Source organism: Pseudanabaena mucicola FACHB-723, from assembly GCF_014696385.1.
Classification (GTDB): Bacteria; Cyanobacteriota; Cyanobacteriia; order Pseudanabaenales; family Pseudanabaenaceae; genus Pseudanabaena.
In genome coordinates, this window is sequence record NZ_JACJQB010000004.1 from 85,422 (window position 1) to 105,386 (window position 19,965).

Here is a 19,965-nt window from a genome sequence, read left to right on the forward strand (position 1 = left end):
ATCTCATTTAGAAATAATCATCATGGCAGAAGCAACATTAGATATCAAAGCATGGGGAAATAACTTAGGTGTGCGCCTACCTGCCGCGATTGCCCGTGCTGCCAATCTTCAAATTAATCAGCGCGTCAACCTAAGCGTAATTGATGGGCAGGTGATCATTACCCCATTAGCAAATCCTCCACTAACCCTAGAAGAACGACTTGCCAAGTTTGACCCAGTTCGACATGGCGGTGAAGTAATGACTACTTCCCAAAGGCTAGGGGCTGAACAGTGGTAAAAGTATCGTCAAACCCCTCTAAAAACTGGATACCCGATCGTCAAGACATTATCTGGATTGACTGTAATCCACAAGTAGGAGTAGAAATGTGTGACATTCATCCCTTCTTAGTCCTATCACCGCGTAACTTTAACGACAAAACCGCGATCGTTATTGGCTTACCCATGACAACTGCGGCATACAACGCAGACAATCCCTTTGCGATCGCCATCGGCAGTTCTACTAAAGGGAAAACACTCAAAACAAGCTATGTCCTTTGTCATCAGCCTAAGTCCTTTGATTGGCGATTACGAAATTCAAAGCCTCATCCCCTCGGTAAACTCGATAATGAGCTGTTTGCCCAAGTATGCGATTTGTTAAATCAAATTATCCAAATCTAAATTGACCTCACCGTCAGATGCGATCGCAATGGCATCATCCCTCGCAGTATAGAATATCTCTGTGTCTTCATCACGAATCAAGCAATCACAATGGACTTCGAGCCAGCTTACAGCCGCTATCCCCTTGCCACGGTCAATCAACGCCTCGGAGCGCTAATTATCGACTTTTTAAGTTGTTGGTTTATCTCAGAGCTAGTTTTATCGCTACTATCAATTAGCAGTTCTAACCCGCTTCGACTATTTACCTTTGTGGTGACTTGGTTTGTGTTTCGGGTGTTTATTTCTACCAGCAGTCAAGGTCAGAGCTTTGGTAGATGGCTGATGAGCATTCGGGTCATTGATGCCGAATATGGCAAAACTGCGGGACTAGCTGCATTTTTTAAGCGCGAAATATTTGTCTTTGCCTGTTCTATATTTCTGATCGAGACAATTACCACCACCTTTATTGTGTTTGCTTGGATTCCCTTCGCTGCCGATGCTGCTTTTGCGATTGTCGATGAAGAAAAACGTCAAGCCTTTCACGATCGCATTAGTCGCACCATCTCAATTCAAAGCCGTAAAGGATTTGCGATCGATCAAAAACTAGGTAAACTGTTTAACCAAGCAGGACAACAGGCAACTAAGTTATATCAAGAGCGCCAAGAACGGGGCATCTATGATGATGAATATAGCGCTCCTCGAACCAAACCCAAGCGCCGCCCCCGTACCAAATCCCGTCCTCCTCAAGACTTTGACTTTCCTAGCGATCGTGAGTACGATCGCGCTGATCCCTATGCTGAACCCTTAGATCCCCCTAGAGATGTATACAAGGGTGATGCGGATAATTTTGATGATTGGGACAAAGATGATTTTCGGGATAATGACTATGATGAGCAACCAGTTAAGCGATCAGCTCGTCGTCCCCGCAGGCGATAGATCAAAAAAAATCAAAAAAAACGGCGCATCGCGCCGTTTTTTTTATATGGTAGAAATTTCCTTTTCTTTTTCCACAGTTACCTTATCGATATTTTTAACGAACTTTTCCGTTAACTTATCTACTTGTTCCTGTTGACTCTTGGAATCATCTTCAGAAATTTCCTTAGCCTTTTCTAGCTTACGAATTGAATCGATCGCATCGCGGCGAACATTGCGAACAGCAACCTTTCCTTCTTCAGCCAGCTTTGCAACCATCTTCACCAACTCCTTACGACGGTCAGTAGTTAAAGGAGGAATATTTAAGCGAATGCTTGTGCCATCATTATTTGGGGTGAGACCAATATCTGACTCAGAGATTGCCTTCTCAATCGCCCGCATCGTCGAACGATCAAAAGGTTGAATTTGCAAGGTGGTGGCATCGGGCGAAGAAATATTTGCCAAAGCCTTGAGGTGCGTTTCTGCACCATAATATTCCACCGTAATCCGATCTAATAGCGATGCATTTGCACGCCCCGTCCGCACAGTATTGAAATTGTGCTGGGTCGCTTCTACAGCTTTCTGCATTCGCGCCTCAACATCAGTTAACTTCACAGGAACCTCCAACATAAGTACCAATCGATTCTCCCATGACGACGCGACGAATGTTACCTGTAACACCAAGATCAAACACAATAATTGGAATACCATTTTCTTTGCAAAGTGCAAAGGCAGTCGCATCCATCACCCTTAAATCGTTGATCAGTGCATAGTCAAAACTCACTGATTGAAATCGTTTCGCATCAGGATTTTTCTTAGGATCGCTGTCATAAATACCATCGACCTTAGTTGCTTTCAAAATCACTTCAGCATTAATCTCTGCACCCCGCAAAGCTGCTGTGGTGTCAGTGGTGAAATAAGGATTTCCCGAACCTGCGCCAAAAATAACCACCCGATTGTTTTCAAGGTGGCGAATGGCACGACGGCGAATATATGGCTCGGCAATCTCTTGCATTGCGATCGCAGATAACACCCTAGTCGGAATTGGCTCATCGAGATTTTCAAAGGCATCCTGCAAAGTCAGGGCATTCATCACTGTGGCAATCATGCCAATATAGTCAGCCGTAGCCCGATCCATCCCTTTATCTGCGCCATTAATGCCACGAAAGATGTTGCCGCCACCAACCACGATCGCAACTTCAATACCATCTTTAACAATCTCGGCAACCTGTAAAGCAATATTCTGGACAACTTCAGGATCAATCCCAAAACTGCGATCGCCCATCAGAGCTTCGCCACTGAGCTTCAACAAAATACGTTTATATTTTTTGGGAATTCCATGTCCTGTAGTCTCTTCCATATTAGCGTTCATGTTTCATTCCTAATTAATCGTTTACATGCTCTGGATCGCGACCTGCCTTATAATCGGCGGATTGCAAATAAGCATTCGAGAAATCCGTGCAGTTTAAATTTGCACCATTAAAATTTGTCTTGAGTAAAAGTGCGCCTTTAAAATCAGCCTTATAGCAATTAGATTTGCTGAAGTTGGCACTCTCAAGACATGCCCTGCCTAACTGAGCATCAATTAGAAATGCACCATTAAGATCTGCTTCTTTTAGATCAGCATCATTGAGATTGGCATTACTTAGATTTGCACCACTGAGATCGGCTTTTGACAATAAAGCATCACTGAGATTAGCGGCATACAAATTAGCACGGGACAGATCTGATCCTGTCATATTTGCCTGACTAAGGTTAGCCTCACTAAAACTAGCTCCACTTAGATTAGCGCCTTCTAAATTTGCTCCGTTTAATTTTGCCCCATCTAAATTCGCTCCTTTCAAAAATGCCTCGGCAAGATTTGCTCCCTCTAGGTTGGCTCCAACTAAAGACACACAACTTAAATTAGCTCCCGTCAAGTCAGAATTGGCAAGACTAGCGGCATTAAGATTCGCACCTGTTAGGTCTACATCTCTTAAATTAGCGCGTTCCAGCCTAGCACCATGCAAATCTGCCTTAATCAGACTAGCACCATTTAGATCCGCCTCGCAGAGATTTACATTCGCCAAGCTAGCGCGGTTTAAGACCCCAATGCTCATATTTACGCCATATAAGTCGCCTTCATTTAAAGTTGCTGAGGATAGGTCTACTTCCCGAAGATTAGAATTTGCGAGGTTGATCGCAGTCAATCCAAATCCACTAAGATTTAGACTACTAAGGTCGCTATCGCTAAAATCCCGTTGACCTTGGTTGTAGCGATCGATGATTTCTTTTGGTTTCATGAATATTTCACGCCATACTATTTGATTTAATCTTGCTATTTCTCGCCTGGCAAAATCGCGCCCGTCATATTTGCGCCATCTAAGTTAGTCCACAGCATAAAAGCCCCTCTCAAGTTAGTCCACAGCATGAAAGCTCCTTTCAAACTTGCACCCGTTAGGCTTGCTCTAGTCAGATTGGCACGATTGAGATTGGCATGATTTAAACTTGCTCCGTTAAGCACTGCTTCATCTAAATTTGCACCTGTCAAGTTAGCTTCATTCAAAATTGCATTATGCAAGTTGGTCCGAATTAGATAAGCGCCGCGCAGATCAACATTAGTCAAGTCCGCGCCACTGAGGTTCGCCCCCATCAAATTTGCCCCACTCAGGTTTGCGCCACTGAGATTGGCATTCGAGAGGTTTGCCCCACTTAGGTTCGCGCCATTGAGGTTGGACTTCATTAAGAATGAGCCAGTGAGATTTGTCCAACTCAAATCTGCATCAGTGAGATTTGCTTCATTCAAATTTGCCCAACTGAGATCAGAGCCAATCAAACTAGCTTTTTCTAAGTTTGCACCTAGCAAATTTGCCCAGCCCAAATTGGCTCGACAGAGAGAAACGCCAGTCAAATTTGCAAAGACTAGTTCAACGGCATTTAGGTTGGCTTCGTTGAGAATTGCACCCGATAGATCCACATCCTGCAATTCTGCACCCGTCAGATTTGCGCCTGTCAGATCGGCGTTCATCAAACAGGATTGACTCAAGTTTGCCCCACTGAGGTTTGATTTGATCATCAAGGCTCCTGTGAAATCCGCCTCAGTTAGATCTGCACCTAACAAATTTGATTCAATAAAAAATGTGCCGTTGAGATTTGCCTGACTAAGATTTGCGCCATTCAGACAAGCACCCGTTAGCGTCGCTAGACTCAGGTCGGCACTAATCAAGGATGCACTGGTTAAATTGGCAGTGTTGAGGTTTGCGGCAACTAGGTAAGCTGAGTCGAGACAAGCGTGTTGCAAATCGGCTTCGACTAAAAGTGCTGAGGTTAGATTTGCTTCTGATAAATTTGCCTCAGAAAGATTCGCACGATTGAGATTAGCTCTATGTAAAAAAGCTCCCACCAAGTTGGCTTTGGTGAGTACGGCATCGTCTAGTTTGGCATTGCTAAGATTAACGCGGTTTAGATCTGCGCCCTTGAGGTTAATCCCTTCTAGACTTGATTTGGTAAGATTTGCTTTGGTAAAGTCAGTAATATTCACGCCTGCCTCGTTTTGATTCGTTGTACTCGTTACATCTCAAGAAGATTTTTAGACATATTTTCAAATATGTGAATGTTCTCTATTTCTCCTTGATTTGGCTTAACAAAATGGGCTGCGTCTCAATATTTAAAGAATTACGGCGATTTAGATGCCGCTTCTTTAATTAGGATACATGAGGAAAATGATGATGCGATCGCCTTGCAATATTTGGCTTAGATATTACGGTTTTGATGACGAATGACAAATACGCAGAAAAGTACAGAAATAGTTACCAATGAATCAGATGAATCAGCAACAGTTGCTCCTGCGTTTGGCAAGGTTTATTTAGTTGGTGCGGGACCTGGCGATGCGGGATTAATGACCCTCAAGGGCAAAGCTTTACTAGAGACCTGTGATGTGGTGCTTTACGATGCTTTGGTGAGCGATGAGATTCTAGCCATGATTAATCCGATCGCAGAAAAAATCCATGCAGGTAAGCGGCGTGGACATCATTCCCTTTTACAAGAAGAAACCACTCAGTTACTTATTGATAAGGCAAAGGAACATGCCATTGTGGTACGTCTAAAAGGTGGTGATCCGTTTATCTTTGGGCGCGGTGGTGAAGAAATGGCGGATCTTCGTAATGTTGGTATTGCTGTTGAGGTGGTTCCCGGAATTACGTCAGGCATTGCTGCGCCTGCCTATGCAGGGATTCCCCTGACCCACCGCGATTTTAGTTCGTCCGTGATTTTTGTGACGGGGCATGAGTCGGCTGGCAAATATCGTCCACATGTACATTGGGATGCGATCGCAAAATCTGCTGAGACAATTGTGGTCTATATGGGGCTGCACAATTTAGCCGAGATTGTGACCAAAGTTATGATGGCAGGATTGCCCGAAACCACGCCTGTTGCCTTAATTCGGCAGGGTACTCGCGCTGATCAGTCAGAATTAATTGGCTGTTTAGGGAATATTGTGGAGCTAGTTACTGAGAGTAACTTTTCGCCGCCTGCGATCGCAGTGATCGGTAATATTGTAAACTTTCGAGATATCTAGAGTTTGAGAGACTTCCTCAACTGTTGTTCTTAACTTTAGATATAGCCTATTGAGGCTTGAAGTATTACAGAGAATTTTTTGAAAGCATTGTGAAGCGGCGCTTTTAAAAAATTCTCTAGGTTTTAATTTCAGCGCAAAGCGCTGTAATCTCAAATAATCGGCATTGGAGCATACGGAAAAAACTAATGGGAACCGACAAAGTGAGTATTCCTAGTGACAATGAAAGTAGTAATCAGCGTTTGGAAGGACAAATACATGACATTTTAGAAGCAATTGCTGCCACTGAGTCCTTTGTGTCAGGTATTGATTTCTTAGAGTTTAGTCGCGATCAAAAAACTATCTTTGCTGTAGAAAGAGCCTTAGGAATTATTGCGGCAACTGCCAAACGTTTACCAATCTTTTTTGTGGATCAATATCCGCAGATTAATTGGCGACAGTTGACTAGTTTGGGAGATAGTTTAACGTTTGGCTATTTGGACGTAGATCTCAATACCCTCTGGGAACTCACCCAAAAAGATATCCCTTTTCTCAAAGAGTTAATGAAACAGTCGATTAAATAGCTAGGTGCATCCTAAAACCTGTGGCGCACGCGCAGCGTGCGCCACAGGTTTTAGGATGCACAAATCCATCCTTCGATGCGATCGCAATTTTCGGGAATACCGTAGTTAGGTTGTCGGATAGCTAATGCAGTTTGGATGGAGGCAAGGATTGCGTCAATTGTGTCCCCTGAAGGATCATTAATTGCTTCATCAATTATTTTGGGTTTTAGGTTGATTCCAAAATTAAGGTGAGCTTGCCCATTTTGCGATCGCATTTGATTGATTATTTCTTGGCGCAATAATCGCATCTCTACAGTTTGCTTTTGTCGCTGATCGGATTTATAACTTGATCTGCCAATTAGGCGCTTAGCTAGCAATGCAGGATAAATCTCGATGACAGTACGAGCATCATCGGTGGTGTGACAGGGCATGACCTGAAATCCTGCGGCAAGCATTCGCGGCGCTCCTTCAAAGAACATCTTGCCCACTGGCACACCATAGACCTTCATCGGGCTAATTGCCCCCGTAATTCGATCAGTCTCTCGCAAATGTTCGCGATCGCCAGCTATGCGATTATGTCGATATTGATTTAAGGTTTCCACAAATTCCAGCTTAGTCATCTGCCCCACAAGGTTGATATATTCTGCCCAAGTCTTGCCCCATTGCAGATTTTCTACTAACTTGCGCGGTTGCCCCAAGGGAAAATCGACACCTGCCACCCACTTTTGCGATCGCAGTAAAAAAGCCATAAAATTCTCGAAATCACTAAATCGGTAGCATTTCTCGATATATAAAATATCTGCTGCTAAATAAGCTTCAGCACAAACAATTGACTTCTTGCGACTAGGGGCGCTAGTAAAGTCAATTCCATATATTTGCATAGCTTTTAACGATTTCTAATTTTGATCTCTATCGGCGGCGGCGCGGCTTCTGTAGGCGTTGGTGTGGGCGTTGGCGTTGCTAATGGACTAGGGCTTGCTGTACCTGTGGTGGGCGAGACTGTTGGCATTGGCGCAGCAGTAATAGTTGGTATAGGGCTATTGGTTGGACTGGTTTGCAGATTAGTTGGTATTGATTCTGTTCCTTTCAAAGCCAGTTTTAACTGATAGTTTCCCTCATTCGCTTTACCTGAACCCTTAATCTGCACGATATAAGCACCATCAACAGCAATTGGAATATCCGCACTAACCACATTTACCGCACTAGGCAAGGCAAAAGATTGCTCATTCAGCACCGTAAACACCAACCCATTACCTGCGATCGATGCACTTAGCACTTGCCCCGACTTCGCTTGAACCGTATAGGTATGGATAGCATTGCCAACTATATTGTTAGGAATAGTTAACGCATCCTGATTTACTTGCAAATTTACAAATTGATTCACTGGCAGACTAGCTGTTGCCACAGGGCTAGGTACATAATCAGTTGGTGTCGATACTGGCGGGGAATTCTTGACAATAACGGTTGGCTGATTGTTTCGCATCATCGCAGGCAAAACAAACGCAAAAATGATGGCAACGACGGTTAATAATCCCCCAAATAAAAATAGAACTCCTGAATTAGAGTTCGGTGCAGTCGAAACTGGCACAGATCGTCGAGGCGAGGATGAGGCATAATCCGATCTCGCTTTATCCAAACTATAAGTCGATTTATCTGTACTAACTGTTCTCACAATTTTGCTAGTCGTCGCTTGGCGCTCCACTTCATTCATGGTCGCAAAGGTTGCAATGCCTTGCTTGACCTCACGGACAGATTGATATCGCTGGGTATAGTGATAGCGAATCATCCGCGTCAACACCATCGCCAAACCATTACTCACTTTTGCCTTATCCCGCCAAATTATCTCGCCCGTATTGGGGTCACTCGGCAAATCCGTCGGTGCATAACCCGTTAAAGCCTTGATGGCAACCATCCCCAACGCATAAATATCACTACTATAGGTGGGTCGCCCTGCACATTGCTCACTTGGCATATACCCTGGTGTACCAATGCTCACCGTAAATCGTGATTCTCCATTTTCCGTAGTAACTTGAGAGTTAGCATCCTGCATTGCTCTCACTGCGCCAAAATCAATTAAGACCATTTTTTGATCTTGCTTACGGCAAATCAAGTTGTCTGGCTTAATATCACGGTGAATCACCCCCTCTGAATGCACAAATTCCAAAACATCAAGCACATCCTGCAAAATTTTAAGCACTTCTAGCTCAGTCAGTTGTTTATCCCTAGGTGGCTCATCAATATGTTCTAATTCTTGAAAAATTCTTTCTTGCGTCTTGTTATCTAAATCTGAAATTTCAGGCAAAGAAGCCTTGAGTTGCCGATAGAGTGATTTACCTTCGATAAATTCTTGGACTAAAAAAAATTGTTTATCTTCCTCAAAATAGGCAAGTAACTGGGGGATTTGATCATGCTTACCCAACTTCTCTAGGGTTTCTGCTTCCGTGTTAAATAATCGTCTTGCCTCACGAATAAATGTTGGATCGTCACTAGCGGGTTTGAGTTGTTTGACAACACAAGGTGGTGAACCGGGACGACGCATATCTCTAGCGATGAAGGTATGCCCAAACCCACCTGTACCAATTTGTTTAATTAATTTGTACCTTCCATCTAGTACCTTCGCTGGCATGACTAATCGCCTCTTTCGTGATGTATGGGCAAACTATAGCGCTTTACAGTCTAATGGAGTAAGAGATTGTTGATCCGCTCTGTAAGTCGTATTATAGGTTAATTAGAAAAATATTCTTGCCCCTCAAAGTGAATGAATCTGTCTGCTGAATCGAATAATCTCGCTCAACAACTCCAAAATATTGATGATGAATTATCTAAACGATCGCTAGATCTTGATCCTAGCGGTTACTTTATTATTTATGTTGATCGTCAACAAAACCTAATTTGTGCCAAGCACTATAGCAATATCATCAATGAGCAAGGCTTAGCAGTTGATCCTGACACTGGCAAACCAATTCCTGCTAAGGGCAAAGTCGATCGGCAAGCAGTGCAGCTTTTTACGGGGAGGACGGCAAAGGAACTCTGTGTCAATATTTTTGAAAATACTCAGAACGTGCCTGTCAGCATGTTTGAACATGCGGCTTACTTAGGTCGTGAATCTCAACGCGCTGAATATGCCCTGTTACAGCAACAGGAATATATCCAAGACTAGCAAGCTTGATAATTCTCACGCTGAAGCGATGAGGATGCAGCCAACATAACTAAGCATTAATTAAAAATAATTCATACAACGGTCATAAGCGCCAAATGTCACCTTCGATGATCACCGCAAATAATAGTTGGTGGGAAGTTCAAGTAATTGCCGACCAATCTCTAGAGGAACAAATTTTTTGGCGGCTGCAAAGTTTTGGTTGCCAAGGGATGGCAACTCAAAAAAAAGATGGCAAGCTCTATGTCAGTAGCTATATTCCGATGGAGAAAGGTAAGGTTTTAGATCTTGCGGCGCTGGCGCTATGGCTCGAACAAGATGCGATCGCAGTTAACTACGATCCTCCTGTCACCCAATGGAAAATCATCAATGATGAAGATTGGTCATCAAGTTGGAAACAGCATTGGAACCCGCAAGAGGTGGGTGATATGTTGGTCATCTATCCTGCTTGGATTGACCCTCCTGCCGACTGCGATCGCAAAGTTTTACGCCTCGACCCTGGCAGTGCCTTCGGTACGGGCGCTCATGCCACCACCCAGCTTTGTTTAGAAGCTCTAGAAATGCGCCTTTGGGATGTCAAGCCCGAAGATAATATCGTTGTCGCTGATGTGGGCTGTGGCTCAGGAATTCTCAGTATTGGCGCACTATTGATTGGCGCAAGTCAAACTTTTGCGATCGATAATGACATCTTGGCAATCAAAGCCACTAACCACAACCGCCAACTCAACAATATTCCCGAAGAAAAAATCTGGGTGCAAGAAGGCAGCATTCAGGACTTAATTGCCAATATGCCCAAACCAGCTAATGGTTTTACCTGCAATATCCTCGCTGACATCATCGTTGATATGGTTCCCTATTTCGATCAACTCGTCGATGAAAATGGCTGGGGGATTTTAAGCGGCATTTTAATCGAACAAGTTCCCAAAGTCGCAAAGGCTCTAGATGATCATAAATGGGTAGTCGCAACATTCTGGAAACGTCAAGAATGGGCTTGTTTGACCATTAGACGCTCTGAATACTAAAACAAGAAAGGGTCGCTTTGCGACCCTTTCTTGTTTAGATTTTGCTAGTCAACTTAGTCAGTAATTGATTAGAACGCTGCAAAAATCCCTTCATGCTGTCAGCATCAAAGCTCTTCTGTGCCATCAAGGCAAGGTCATAGACATGGGTACAAATTAAATTGGCAAGATCCGCCGATTCTGATTTGCCACCCACCAAAACTTGACTACTATCAAGATCGATCAGCTTTTCCATCAATGGATGAGCCGTATTTACCAACAAAATATGATCTTCAGGGAAGCTCACTGTACCTTGCTGCATCAAGGCCATCATCTCTTGCATCCGACGAGCTGACTCTGGCAATAGAATGATCGCAGGTGGAGCCGAAGCCGCATCCTCAGCCTTAATTGCCTCTGTGCGAATTACCAATTTTGGTTTATTCAGCGCGGCGCGGAAAATATCTTGGAGATGATCGCTTTTAGTCTTATTAGTTTTCGGATCGACAATTTCGGTCTTCGATTCTTTATCCACAAGGCGATCGTCAATTTCCGCATCGACACGGGCAAACTTAATATCCTTAAATTCACGCTCAAGGAAATTAATAAAGTGACTATCGATAAATGCATCAAAGGTCAGAACCTCAATGCCTTGGTTCTTATGCAACTCCACATAAGTTCCCTGTGCAATCGGGTCAGAAGTATAGAAAACTTGGTTTTCGTGTTCCGCCTTGTTGCGCTCTAAATAGGACTGCAAAGTAGTATAGTTACCACTTTCGCTCTTGACCTCTTCGGCTTCGCTAGTGGTGGCATACACCAAAATATCTTTAACTTGCTGATAAAACTTATCACTGTTCATCGAGCCAAACTTCATAAAGATACTGATATCTTGCCAGCACTTCAAGAATTCCTCGCGAGACTCACTATAAAGTGAGGTCAAACGATCGCCCACCTTCTTGGCAATAAAATCTTGAATCTTGCGAACCTTGGGATCGCCCTGTAAGAAGCTGCGAGAAACGTTTAAAGGAATATCGGTACTATCGATCGCCCCGCGCAACGGCATCAAGAATTTAGGAATCACATCATCGCAATTGTCACTGACAAAAACATGATTGCAGAACAACTTGATCTGTCCGCGATTGGGGTCGATATCCGCCTTCATTTTCGGGAAATATAAAATCCCCTTAATCACAAACGGATAGTCCGTATTTAGATGAATCCAGAATAGTGGATCGTCTTGGTAGGGATAGAGATAGCGGTAAAACTCTAGATATTCTTCATTAGTAACTGATTTAGGCGACTTGTCCCATAAAGCCGTTTGCTTGTTGACTACTTCATCATTGAGCTTGATCGGCACGGGCATAAAGTCGCAATAATTGCGAATCATCCGCTTAATATCAAACTCATTCAGATATTCTTCAGCATCTTCTTGCAAAGTGAGGGTGATAGTCGTCCCCACAGTTTTGCGATCGCTATCGTCTAAGGTAAACGTAGTCGAGCCATCACAAGACCAATGCACCGCCTCTGACCCTTCTTTATAGGACAGCGTATCAATCTCGACATTACTCGCCACCATAAATGACGAATAAAACCCTAAACCAAAGTTACCAATGATTTGTTGATCACCTGTGCCACTGTTGGCGTACTTGGTCGCAAATTCCTGAGCGCTAGAAAAGGCAACTTGGTTAATATATTTTTTTACTTCATCTGCGGTCATGCCGATGCCCGTATCTGCGATCGCAAGGGTTTTCTTATCCTTATCAATCGTCACCACAATTTCTGGCTCAGCAGAATGATTAGTTTCGCCAGCATAAGACACCATCTTCAGCTTACTAATTGCGTCCACTGCATTAGAAATCAATTCCCGCAAGAAGATGTCTCGTTCTGAATATAAAGCCTTCTTGATAATGGGAAAGATATTCTCGGTATGAATGCTGATCGTTCCCTGCTCTTGCATAGCTTGCAAAGCTCCTACTTATTACTAAATGTGTTGCTAAATGTTACTGAGTGTCAATCAAGCCTGATTATACCGAACCAACACCAAAGCAAATCCCCAGAGGTTGTCGCGTTCTCCGTACCTACACCCTTCCCAATGAGTATGAAGGTTTGCAAAGCCAGTCTATACATTTTTGTAACGCTAAGTTGAAAAACCCAATTTGCTCATCTATTGTGATAGCAGCACTTTTGAATCCACACATACAGATATGGCGATCGCAGCAATTATCTACATCTCAGTGTCTGTACTTTTAGTAATCAGTGCAGTCATATTTTTTGTCAAGGCAATCCAGTCCTTAATGCACAAAAAACAAGTATCTAACTATAAACATACTGAACAAGTAATGTTTTTGCGCCCCGCAACTAATGATCCCCTCGCCATTTCTAACCGAAGAGCAGAAATCGTTGCTATGCTGGAACGACAATTTGCTAGTAGTCCCTCCTCCGACTCCTAGCAGCACAGCAACAGGTAGGATCAAAGATGACCGTTGAATTCCCTATCTCCACTGGAGAGGCAGACTATGTGGCGCGCCGCAAACAACTGCGAAAACAACGCCGACTTCGCATCTTTCAACGCATTTGGCAAATAGCATTCATCACAGGCATCACTGGGGGAATGTTGTGGGTTGCTATGCTTCCAGAATGGCAACTACGCAGTGCCAATCAAATTGAAATTGAGGGAAATAACTTACTCTCTGAAGAGACAATCAAAAAGGCACTGCCACTCAAATATCCCCAATCAATCTTTCAAATTCAGCCCCAAGAGATTGCTCAAAAACTAGAATCATCTGTCCCAATCTCTAGCGCATCAATCTCGCGCACAATTTTCCCCTTTAAGTTAACGATCAAAGTTCAAGAACGCGCACCGATTGCCAGCGCTACACGCAAAGGTCAACAGGGATTCCTGGACAATGAAGGCATATGGATGCCCACTAAAGCCTATCCTCCCAATATCAAAAAACCAAATCTAGTCGTTTTAGAGCCAGAAAATCGCCCCATCAAGCAATGGTCAGAACTATATACTCAAGTTAGCCAAAGCCAAATCAAAATCTCTCAGGTCGATGCCCGCGACGAATCAAATCTAGCCCTAACAACAGAATTGGGATTAGTATATTTTGGTACATACGAGCCGAAGCTTTTTAATAGACAGTTAGAAGAACTCGACAGGATGAGAATGTTTTCGACCAAAATTGATCCTAAAAGCCTCAAACATATTGACATTACCGAGCCTGACAAGCCAATCTTAGAAATGAATGAGCCACTCCAAGAAAAATCTGCTGAAACAAAATCTTAAATCTCTATGTCATTACCAATTTAAGGCTATTATTATTTCTTTCTGGTAGGTTTAAACTGTAATTCAGTCTTCTGAACCAAATGTGTTTTAAACTTTAAAAGATCTAAAGAGCATCAGCAAACACGATTCTATTTATGACATCCTTCAATAAATGATATCTCAAAATGACTGGTCAAATTTGGACTCAAATGGTTCAGAAAACGGAGAAGTAGACGTGCAAATGGATGAACTTTCTGAGTTTTCAAATAACTCTAGACTTAACCCAAGTCACTCTCACAATCGGATGAAGCAGCAGTTAGGCGTTGATGCAAAAGCGGATAATATCATGTTGGGCAGTGTTGCAAAAATTAAAGTAATTGGTGTTGGCGGCGGCGGTGGCAATGCTGTAAATCGCATGATCGCAAGTGATGTGGTTGGTGTAGAGTTCTGGTCTTTTAATACCGATGCTCAAGCTTTACTACAATCTTCTGCTTCTAAACGTTTTCAAATGGGTCAAAAATTGACCAGAGGCTTGGGTGCTGGCGGTAATCCTGCGATCGGGCAGAAAGCTGCCGAAGAATCCCGTGATGATATTGCCGCAGCCGTTGAAGGAGCCGATCTGGTTTTTATTACCGCAGGTATGGGCGGTGGCACTGGCACAGGAGCTGCCCCCATTATTGCTGAGGTCGCCAAGGAAGCAGGCGCATTGACTGTGGGCATAGTAACTCGTCCTTTCACCTTTGAAGGTCGTCGTCGTGGACAACAGGCTGAAGAAGGAATCGCTGGCTTACAAAGCCGTGTTGATACTTTGATTGTGATCCCCAATGACAAGTTACTCTCAGTCATTTCTGAACAAACCCCAGTCCAAGAAGCATTTCGGGTCGCTGACGATATCCTGCGGCAAGGCGTGCAGGGCATTTCCGACATCATCATGATCCCCGGCTTAGTTAACGTTGACTTTGCTGACATCCGTGCAGTTATGGCAGATGCAGGCTCAGCCATGATGGGTATTGGCATCGGTTCAGGCAAGTCTAGAGCAAGAGAAGCCGCCATGACCGCAATTTCTTCACCTTTGCTTGAGACTTCAGTCGAAGGAGCCAGTGGTGTAGTCTTCAATATTACAGGTGGTGAGGATATGACACTTCACGAAGTAAATGCAGCCGCAGAGACAATTTACGAAGTGGTCGATCCCAACGCCAATATTATTTTTGGTGCAGTTATTGATCCGAAGATGGACGGTGAAATCAGAATCACGGTAATTGCAACTGGCTTTACGCCCAAAAATCATCCTGCAATTCCACCCCAAATCTCCAAGAAAGTCCCACCCCTACCACCTAGCCAACCAACTAAGTCTTCATCGACTACTAGTGCTGTACAGCCAGAAAACAAACTTAGCAAGCCAGGACTAGACATTCCTGATTTTCTCCAACGTCGTCGTTCTCCAAAATAAAGTCAACAGAAATCAACAGAAATACAATTCTGTCTATTTCAATCTAATTTTGTCGTAAATTAATGCTAATAAGAGCTAATTAAGCACGACAATAGAAGCATATGGCTATGTTAACTCTTGATAAATTGCAGTGACACACTTAACAACTACTAGGCACGGACTTCACAGACTACCTTCTTTAAATAGCGGTGAAGATCGACTTAGGCTGTTTGCTGGATCGGCAAACCTGCCGCTTGCCCAAGAAATTTCCCGCTATTTAGGGATTGAACTAGGGCCGATGGTACGCAAAAATTTCGCCGATGGGGAAGTTTATGTACAGGTACAGGAATCAATTCGTGGTTGTGACGTTTATTTGATTCAACCCACCTGTCGCCCTGTCAATGACCATTTAACTGAATTGCTAATCATGATTGATGCCTGTCGTCGTGCATCAGCAAGACAAATTACGGCGGTCATGCCCTACTACGGCTATGCTCGCGCCGATCGCAAAACCGCAGGTCGAGAATCAATTACCGCAAAGCTAGTTGCTAACTTGATCGTCCAGTCTGGTGCTGATCGCGTAATTGCCATGGATCTACACTCAGCACAAATCCAAGGATATTTTGATATTCCTTGTGATCATGTCTATGGCGCTCCTGTGCTGTTTGATTACCTCAAGGAAAAGAATTTACCTGATTTAGTAGTAGTTTCTCCAGATGTTGGTGGAGTAGCTCGCGCTCGAGCCTTCGCCAAAAAACTGGATGATGCACCTCTGGCAATCATTGATAAGCGTCGCCAAAGCCATAATGTGGCGGAGGTGATGAATGTGATTGGTGATGTCAATGGCAAAACTGCTGTTCTTGTTGATGACATGATTGATACGGCTGGAACCATCTATGAAGCTGCGAAACTACTGCGGAAAGAAGGGGCAAGACAGGTATATGCCTGTGCCACCCATGCTATTTTCTCGCCTCCTGCCATAGATCGCCTGTCTAGTGGAGTATTTGAGGAAGTCATCGTTACGAACTCAACACCTGTGAGACAAGACAGCTATTTCTCTCAGCTACGGGTACTGTCGGTAGCAGATCTATTAGGTGAAACAATCTGGCGCGTCCATGAAGATACCTCTGTAAGTAGTATGTTTCGGTAGTGATCGCTTTAATGTAAAAGCGTATCCCACGATACAAACTACAGTTATGTAGTAAGTTTAAGTGATGTTAATTACTTAAACCTATGAGTTATAAGGATTTCCCATTAACTAAGCTATATCTAAATGTTTTTGAAAGTTATTGTAGCTGCCATTAGTCTTATCCAAAAGACGAGTTACTGCGCTAAGCGCAGTAACTCGATAGCAATAGCTATAAATTTAATCTTTAAAAACATTTAGTAAGGTTTAGCTAAAGCGTAAAGTGTCTTATACGATAGTTTATATATTGTTTTATTTTTGGCTAAAGAGGGTGTATAAGCTTGGCAGACCGTGCTCTTGTTGAAGTCTTTCGCGAAATGAATGGGGGAATGTTTCCTCCCATGACAGAAACGTTTGAACGCGGTAAGACAATTTTTTTCCCTGGTGATCCTGCGGAGCGTTTTTACTTTTTAGTTAAAGGAGCAGTAAAACTTTCGAGAGTTTACGAAGCAGGTGAAGAAATTACGGTAGCCCTATTGCGAGAAAATAGTGTATTCGGAGTTTTATCTTTAATTACAGGTAATCGCTCTGATCGCTTTTATCATGCCGTTGCCTTTACGCCTGTGGAGTTGCTTTCTGTCCCCATCGATCAAGTTGAGAAGGCCCTCAAAGAAGATACTGAGTTACCGATGGTGTTATTAAGGGGGCTATCATCGCGCATTTTACAAACGGAGATGATGATCGAAACCTTAGCTCATCGTGATATGGGATCAAGATTAGTTAGCTTTTTGTTGATTCTCTGTCGTGATTTTGGTACACCTTCGGCAGATGGGGTAACGATCGATCTAAAACTTTCGCACCAAGCGATCGCAGAGGCAATTGGCTCAACACGAGTGACTGTGACAAGGCTACTCGGTGATTTACGCAAACAAAAGATGATTGCCATTTCTAAGAAACGGATTACTGTGCATAATCCAATTGAGCTAGGACAACAGTTTGCTTAAGTTGGAGTAAGTTTGTGTAATTAGTTAGATCTGCGGCAAAGTGTGATGTCAATCTTCTAATCAAAGTATTGATACGCTAAGCTGTGTATAGAAAACCATCAATAGAAAGTATCTAAAATGTACGAAACATTAAAAGTAATTTGGTCAGTTGTTGCTATTTGTTTAGTAGTTCTCATATTGTTACATAGTCCTAAAAGTGACGGCTTAGGTGGCTTTAGTGGACAAGCTCAGTTATTTTCCAGCACCAAAAGTGCAGAAACTGCTCTTAACCGTGTGACTTGGTTCTTAACTGCTGCTTTTTTGGGCTTAACTGTAGTGCTTAGCGGTGGTTGGTTTACAACCTCAACAGTTACTTCTCCCCCTGCTCAAATTGCCCCCGCCACAAATACTGTTCCTAATGCCCAGCCAATTCCCTTAGATTTGCCTGCCACAACGCCAGCAACTCCATAAAAGAAAAGGAGCGATTTCGCTCCTTTTCTTTTGGGGCGAGATTGCTTTCCCACAGTCTAAAAATAGACATTAAAACCCAAGAATTAGTGTTGCGGCGCTTCGCGACGCAACGTCTAATCTTTCACTGGGAAGGGAGTATACAACCCAAGTGGTGAATTAAGCAAAGCTTGATCGACTTGAAAAAATAAATCTTGGGTATTGTCAGAGTTAACAATTACGACATCTGAGAGTTCAATTTTTTCTGATTGTGATATTTGACTGCAAATCCTTTGTATAGCTTCAGATTTTGAGAGCTGATTGCGTTGCATTAGTCTTTGTAATTGCTGTTGGGGATCGCAAGCAATCACCCAAGTCTCAGTTACCAAATTCTGCATATTTGCTTCAAAAAGTAAGGGGATCACCATGACAACGGTTGATGGTGCAAGACGATTGGCTTCAGATTGTAGACATTCTCGGACGTATGGATGAATTAGGCTTTCTAGCCATTGACGTTCAATTTCGCTGTCAAAGACAATCGCAGCGAGCTTGCGCCGATCGAGATGACCTTGATCATCAAATATTAATTTGCCATAGCGATCACAAATTTTGCTGAGCCGCTCATTGGTGAGAGCCTGCCTTGCATAGATATCCGCATCCAAAATTGGTAAGCCATAGGTATGGTGTAAGTAATCAGAAACAGTGGTTTTACCCGTGGCAATTCCCCCTGTAAGCCCGATAATGCGTTGCTGCATAGTTTTGGAGATAGTGACTCGAAATCTAGGAATAAAAGTTGAGAACTTATGGAAATCAAAGATATTGTGGGGTTTATGGCTGCGTCTCTAACGACATTGGCTTTTTTACCGCAGGTGATCAAAGTTTGGCGATCGCGATCAACTAAAGATATTTCCTTACCGATGTTAATTGCTTTTATTGCAGGTGTGGCTTTGTGGTTGGCGTATGGGGTTTTGGTAAATGGTTCGCCCATTGTGATTGCCAATGCAGTTACCTTAGTTTTGAATTTAGCAATCTTACGGTTCAAACTCAAGCATGGTTAAAGCTAAAACCTGTGGCGCACGCGCAGCGTGCACCACAGGTTTTAGTTCTACCTATCCTTAAAAGCTAGGCAATAAAAGTTAAAATTTATTACGATTCTCTTTCATTTTTTGTCCCTAGTTAACATGACCTCTCTTAGCGAATTCTTCTCAAACTATCTCACGCATTTTGTGATGCTAGGTCTGATTTTGGGCTTTGCAATCGCCCACAGTGGGCTTGCCGAATTAAGGATGTGGGCAGAGGAACGAATTGGGGCAAGGCTATATCGTGTGATTTTTGCCTTAGTTAGTATTCCTTTGGCGGTCTTGCTGATGATTTATTTCTTTAACCACCGTTATGATGGCGTGCAGTTATGGGATGTCAAGGCAGTTACGGGCGTATATGAGTTTGTATGGATTCTTTCAGCAATTTCCTTCTTGTTTCTCTATCCTGCTACGTTTAACTTAACTGAAGTTGCGGCGATTAAAAGACCAGAAGTACATTTGTTTGAAACGGGGATCATTCGTATTTGTCGCCATCCTCAAATGATTGGTCAATGTTTATGGGGAATTGCCCATGCGCTTTGGGTGGGATCATCTTTCACTTTGACAACTGCGATCGCATTGGTTGTTTATCATTTATTTGCTGTATGGCATGGCGATCAGCGTTTGTTTAAGCGTTACGGCGATGCTTTTTTGGCGGTGAAGGAACGCACTTCAGTTTTGCCATTTTTGGCAATTGCCCAAGGTCGCCAGCAACTGGTCTTACAAGAATTTGTCCGTCCTGCCTATATTGGTGTTGCTATTACAGTTCTGTTGTTCCGATGGCTACATCCGATCGTAATTACGGCTTCAGCCAATCTAAATTTATAACATCTATAACC

The 19,965-nt window shown here is 43.3% G+C and carries 23 protein-coding genes; 15 read left to right on the top strand and 8 right to left on the bottom strand.

All coding sequences use genetic code 11. The annotated features are described in order from the left end of the window. The first annotated feature begins 22 nt into the window (after positions 1–22). The 3 genes from H6F41_RS04000 (at position 23) to H6F41_RS04010 (ending at position 1,572) form a co-directional block, all read left to right on the top strand. Positions 23–277: an AbrB/MazE/SpoVT family DNA-binding domain-containing protein gene (locus H6F41_RS04000; RefSeq protein WP_190402190.1), complete on the top strand. Its 255-nt coding sequence runs from the start codon at positions 23–25 to the stop codon at positions 275–277. Further along, positions 271–657: a type II toxin-antitoxin system PemK/MazF family toxin gene (locus tag H6F41_RS04005; protein ID WP_190402191.1), complete on the top strand. Its 387-nt coding sequence runs from the start codon at positions 271–273 to the stop codon at positions 655–657. The genes H6F41_RS04000 and H6F41_RS04005 overlap by 7 nt, the downstream gene beginning before the upstream one ends. A gap of 90 nt (positions 658–747) precedes the next feature. After that, positions 748–1,572, top strand: a complete 825-nt coding sequence (locus tag H6F41_RS04010; protein ID WP_190402192.1) for an RDD family protein — start codon at positions 748–750, stop codon at positions 1,570–1,572. 42 nt (positions 1,573–1,614) lie between these two features. Here H6F41_RS04010 and frr read toward each other — a convergent pair whose 3' ends face one another. From frr to H6F41_RS19220, 4 genes are read right to left on the bottom strand one after another with little or no spacing between them, the layout of a single operon-like run. Then, positions 1,615–2,163, bottom strand: a complete 549-nt coding sequence (frr, locus tag H6F41_RS04015; protein ID WP_190402193.1) for a ribosome recycling factor — start codon at positions 2,161–2,163, stop codon at positions 1,615–1,617. Continuing rightward, positions 2,150–2,920: a UMP kinase gene (gene pyrH, locus H6F41_RS04020; RefSeq protein ID WP_242022901.1), complete on the bottom strand. Its 771-nt coding sequence runs from the start codon at positions 2,918–2,920 to the stop codon at positions 2,150–2,152. The genes frr and pyrH overlap by 14 nt, the downstream gene beginning before the upstream one ends. A 13-nt stretch (positions 2,921–2,933) precedes the next feature. Beyond that, positions 2,934–3,830 (bottom strand): pentapeptide repeat-containing protein, encoded by an 897-nt coding sequence (locus H6F41_RS04025; RefSeq protein ID WP_190402194.1) that lies wholly within the window; start codon positions 3,828–3,830, stop codon positions 2,934–2,936. A 35-nt stretch (positions 3,831–3,865) separates the two neighbouring features. Further along, on the bottom strand, positions 3,866–5,068 hold the full coding sequence (locus tag H6F41_RS19220; RefSeq protein WP_190402195.1) for a pentapeptide repeat-containing protein: 1,203 nt from the start codon (positions 5,066–5,068) through the stop codon (positions 3,866–3,868). 237 nt (positions 5,069–5,305) lie between these two features. Here H6F41_RS19220 and cobA point away from each other — a divergent pair, with 237 nt between their 5' ends. Together cobA and H6F41_RS04040 are read left to right on the top strand one after the other, a co-directional pair. Beyond that, positions 5,306–6,103, top strand: a complete 798-nt coding sequence (cobA, locus tag H6F41_RS04035; protein WP_190402196.1) for a uroporphyrinogen-III C-methyltransferase — start codon at positions 5,306–5,308, stop codon at positions 6,101–6,103. Between the two features lie 185 nt (positions 6,104–6,288). Further along, the gene (locus H6F41_RS04040; RefSeq protein WP_190402197.1) at positions 6,289–6,663 is read left to right on the top strand and encodes a HepT-like ribonuclease domain-containing protein; all 375 of its coding nucleotides are present in this window, start codon (positions 6,289–6,291) and stop codon (positions 6,661–6,663) included. Between the two features lie 50 nt (positions 6,664–6,713). Here H6F41_RS04040 and H6F41_RS04045 read toward each other — a convergent pair whose 3' ends face one another. Then, a complete protein-coding gene (locus tag H6F41_RS04045; RefSeq protein WP_190402198.1) occupies positions 6,714–7,523 on the bottom strand; it encodes a DUF429 domain-containing protein in 810 nt (269 codons plus the stop codon). A gap of 5 nt (positions 7,524–7,528) precedes the next feature. Next, a complete protein-coding gene (locus H6F41_RS04050) occupies positions 7,529–9,268 on the bottom strand; it encodes a serine/threonine-protein kinase (protein ID WP_190402199.1) in 1,740 nt (579 codons plus the stop codon). 132 nt (positions 9,269–9,400) lie between these two features. Between H6F41_RS04050 and H6F41_RS04055 the strand changes: the two genes are divergently transcribed. Together H6F41_RS04055 and prmA are read left to right on the top strand one after the other, a co-directional pair. Beyond that, positions 9,401–9,802 (top strand): DUF4346 domain-containing protein, encoded by a 402-nt coding sequence (locus H6F41_RS04055; protein WP_190402200.1) that lies wholly within the window; start codon positions 9,401–9,403, stop codon positions 9,800–9,802. Positions 9,803–9,897: 95 nt separating this feature from the next. Continuing rightward, positions 9,898–10,821 carry a 50S ribosomal protein L11 methyltransferase gene (gene prmA, locus H6F41_RS04060; RefSeq protein WP_190402201.1) on the top strand — a complete coding sequence of 308 codons (924 nt, stop codon included), beginning with the start codon at positions 9,898–9,900 and terminating at the stop codon, positions 10,819–10,821. A gap of 34 nt (positions 10,822–10,855) precedes the next feature. Here prmA and htpG read toward each other — a convergent pair whose 3' ends face one another. After that, on the bottom strand, positions 10,856–12,751 hold the full coding sequence (gene htpG / locus H6F41_RS04065; protein ID WP_190402243.1) for a molecular chaperone HtpG: 1,896 nt from the start codon (positions 12,749–12,751) through the stop codon (positions 10,856–10,858). Positions 12,752–12,950: 199 nt separating this feature from the next. Here htpG and H6F41_RS04070 point away from each other — a divergent pair, with 199 nt between their 5' ends. From H6F41_RS04070 to secG, 6 genes are all read left to right on the top strand, one after another. After that, positions 12,951–13,244, top strand: a complete 294-nt coding sequence (locus H6F41_RS04070; protein WP_190402202.1) for a hypothetical protein — start codon at positions 12,951–12,953, stop codon at positions 13,242–13,244. 26 nt (positions 13,245–13,270) lie between these two features. Continuing rightward, positions 13,271–14,083 carry a cell division protein FtsQ/DivIB gene (locus H6F41_RS04075; protein ID WP_190402203.1) on the top strand — a complete coding sequence of 271 codons (813 nt, stop codon included), beginning with the start codon at positions 13,271–13,273 and terminating at the stop codon, positions 14,081–14,083. A 151-nt stretch (positions 14,084–14,234) separates the two neighbouring features. Beyond that, positions 14,235–15,512, top strand: a complete 1,278-nt coding sequence (gene ftsZ / locus H6F41_RS04080; RefSeq protein ID WP_190402204.1) for a cell division protein FtsZ — start codon at positions 14,235–14,237, stop codon at positions 15,510–15,512. 130 nt (positions 15,513–15,642) lie between these two features. Beyond that, positions 15,643–16,641 (top strand): ribose-phosphate pyrophosphokinase, encoded by a 999-nt coding sequence (locus H6F41_RS04085; protein WP_190402205.1) that lies wholly within the window; start codon positions 15,643–15,645, stop codon positions 16,639–16,641. 353 nt (positions 16,642–16,994) lie between these two features. Continuing rightward, the gene (gene ntcA / locus H6F41_RS04090; protein WP_190402244.1) at positions 16,995–17,621 is read left to right on the top strand and encodes a global nitrogen regulator NtcA; all 627 of its coding nucleotides are present in this window, start codon (positions 16,995–16,997) and stop codon (positions 17,619–17,621) included. 117 nt (positions 17,622–17,738) lie between these two features. Continuing rightward, positions 17,739–18,071: a preprotein translocase subunit SecG gene (gene secG / locus H6F41_RS04095; RefSeq protein WP_190402206.1), complete on the top strand. Its 333-nt coding sequence runs from the start codon at positions 17,739–17,741 to the stop codon at positions 18,069–18,071. A 113-nt stretch (positions 18,072–18,184) separates the two neighbouring features. Here the strand turns inward: secG and coaE are convergent, their stop codons facing one another. After that, complete coding sequence (gene coaE, locus H6F41_RS04100) at positions 18,185–18,802, bottom strand: dephospho-CoA kinase (RefSeq protein WP_190402207.1); 618 nt, start codon at positions 18,800–18,802, stop codon at positions 18,185–18,187. Between the two features lie 48 nt (positions 18,803–18,850). On the opposite strand from coaE, the gene H6F41_RS04105 reads away from it, so the two are divergent. Together H6F41_RS04105 and H6F41_RS04110 are read left to right on the top strand one after the other, a co-directional pair. Beyond that, positions 18,851–19,105: a SemiSWEET transporter gene (locus H6F41_RS04105; RefSeq protein WP_190402208.1), complete on the top strand. Its 255-nt coding sequence runs from the start codon at positions 18,851–18,853 to the stop codon at positions 19,103–19,105. Between the two features lie 123 nt (positions 19,106–19,228). Further along, positions 19,229–19,954 carry an NnrU family protein gene (locus H6F41_RS04110; protein ID WP_242022902.1) on the top strand — a complete coding sequence of 242 codons (726 nt, stop codon included), beginning with the start codon at positions 19,229–19,231 and terminating at the stop codon, positions 19,952–19,954. Positions 19,955–19,965: the final 11 nt, after the last annotated feature.

Coding starts and splice junctions, on each gene's coding strand:
- H6F41_RS04010 (WP_190402192.1), top strand. CDS start 748: ATGGACTTCGAGCCAGCTTACAGCCGCTATCCCCTTGCCACGGTCAAT.
- ntcA (WP_190402244.1), top strand. CDS start 16,995: ATGAATGGGGGAATGTTTCCTCCCATGACAGAAACGTTTGAACGCGGT.
- H6F41_RS04040 (WP_190402197.1), top strand. CDS start 6,289: ATGGGAACCGACAAAGTGAGTATTCCTAGTGACAATGAAAGTAGTAAT.
- H6F41_RS04110 (WP_242022902.1), top strand. CDS start 19,229: ATGACCTCTCTTAGCGAATTCTTCTCAAACTATCTCACGCATTTTGTG.
- secG (WP_190402206.1), top strand. CDS start 17,739: ATGTACGAAACATTAAAAGTAATTTGGTCAGTTGTTGCTATTTGTTTA.
- H6F41_RS04105 (WP_190402208.1), top strand. CDS start 18,851: ATGGAAATCAAAGATATTGTGGGGTTTATGGCTGCGTCTCTAACGACA.
- H6F41_RS04055 (WP_190402200.1), top strand. CDS start 9,401: ATGAATCTGTCTGCTGAATCGAATAATCTCGCTCAACAACTCCAAAAT.
- cobA (WP_190402196.1), top strand. CDS start 5,306: ATGACAAATACGCAGAAAAGTACAGAAATAGTTACCAATGAATCAGAT.
- ftsZ (WP_190402204.1), top strand. CDS start 14,235: ATGATATCTCAAAATGACTGGTCAAATTTGGACTCAAATGGTTCAGAA.
- htpG (WP_190402243.1), bottom strand. CDS start 12,751: ATGCAAGAGCAGGGAACGATCAGCATTCATACCGAGAATATCTTTCCC.
- prmA (WP_190402201.1), top strand. CDS start 9,898: ATGTCACCTTCGATGATCACCGCAAATAATAGTTGGTGGGAAGTTCAA.
- coaE (WP_190402207.1), bottom strand. CDS start 18,802: ATGCAGCAACGCATTATCGGGCTTACAGGGGGAATTGCCACGGGTAAA.
- H6F41_RS04000 (WP_190402190.1), top strand. CDS start 23: ATGGCAGAAGCAACATTAGATATCAAAGCATGGGGAAATAACTTAGGT.
- pyrH (WP_242022901.1), bottom strand. CDS start 2,920: ATGAACGCTAATATGGAAGAGACTACAGGACATGGAATTCCCAAAAAA.
- H6F41_RS04045 (WP_190402198.1), bottom strand. CDS start 7,523: ATGCAAATATATGGAATTGACTTTACTAGCGCCCCTAGTCGCAAGAAG.
- H6F41_RS04050 (WP_190402199.1), bottom strand. CDS start 9,268: ATGCCAGCGAAGGTACTAGATGGAAGGTACAAATTAATTAAACAAATT.
- H6F41_RS04025 (WP_190402194.1), bottom strand. CDS start 3,830: ATGAAACCAAAAGAAATCATCGATCGCTACAACCAAGGTCAACGGGAT.
- H6F41_RS04075 (WP_190402203.1), top strand. CDS start 13,271: ATGACCGTTGAATTCCCTATCTCCACTGGAGAGGCAGACTATGTGGCG.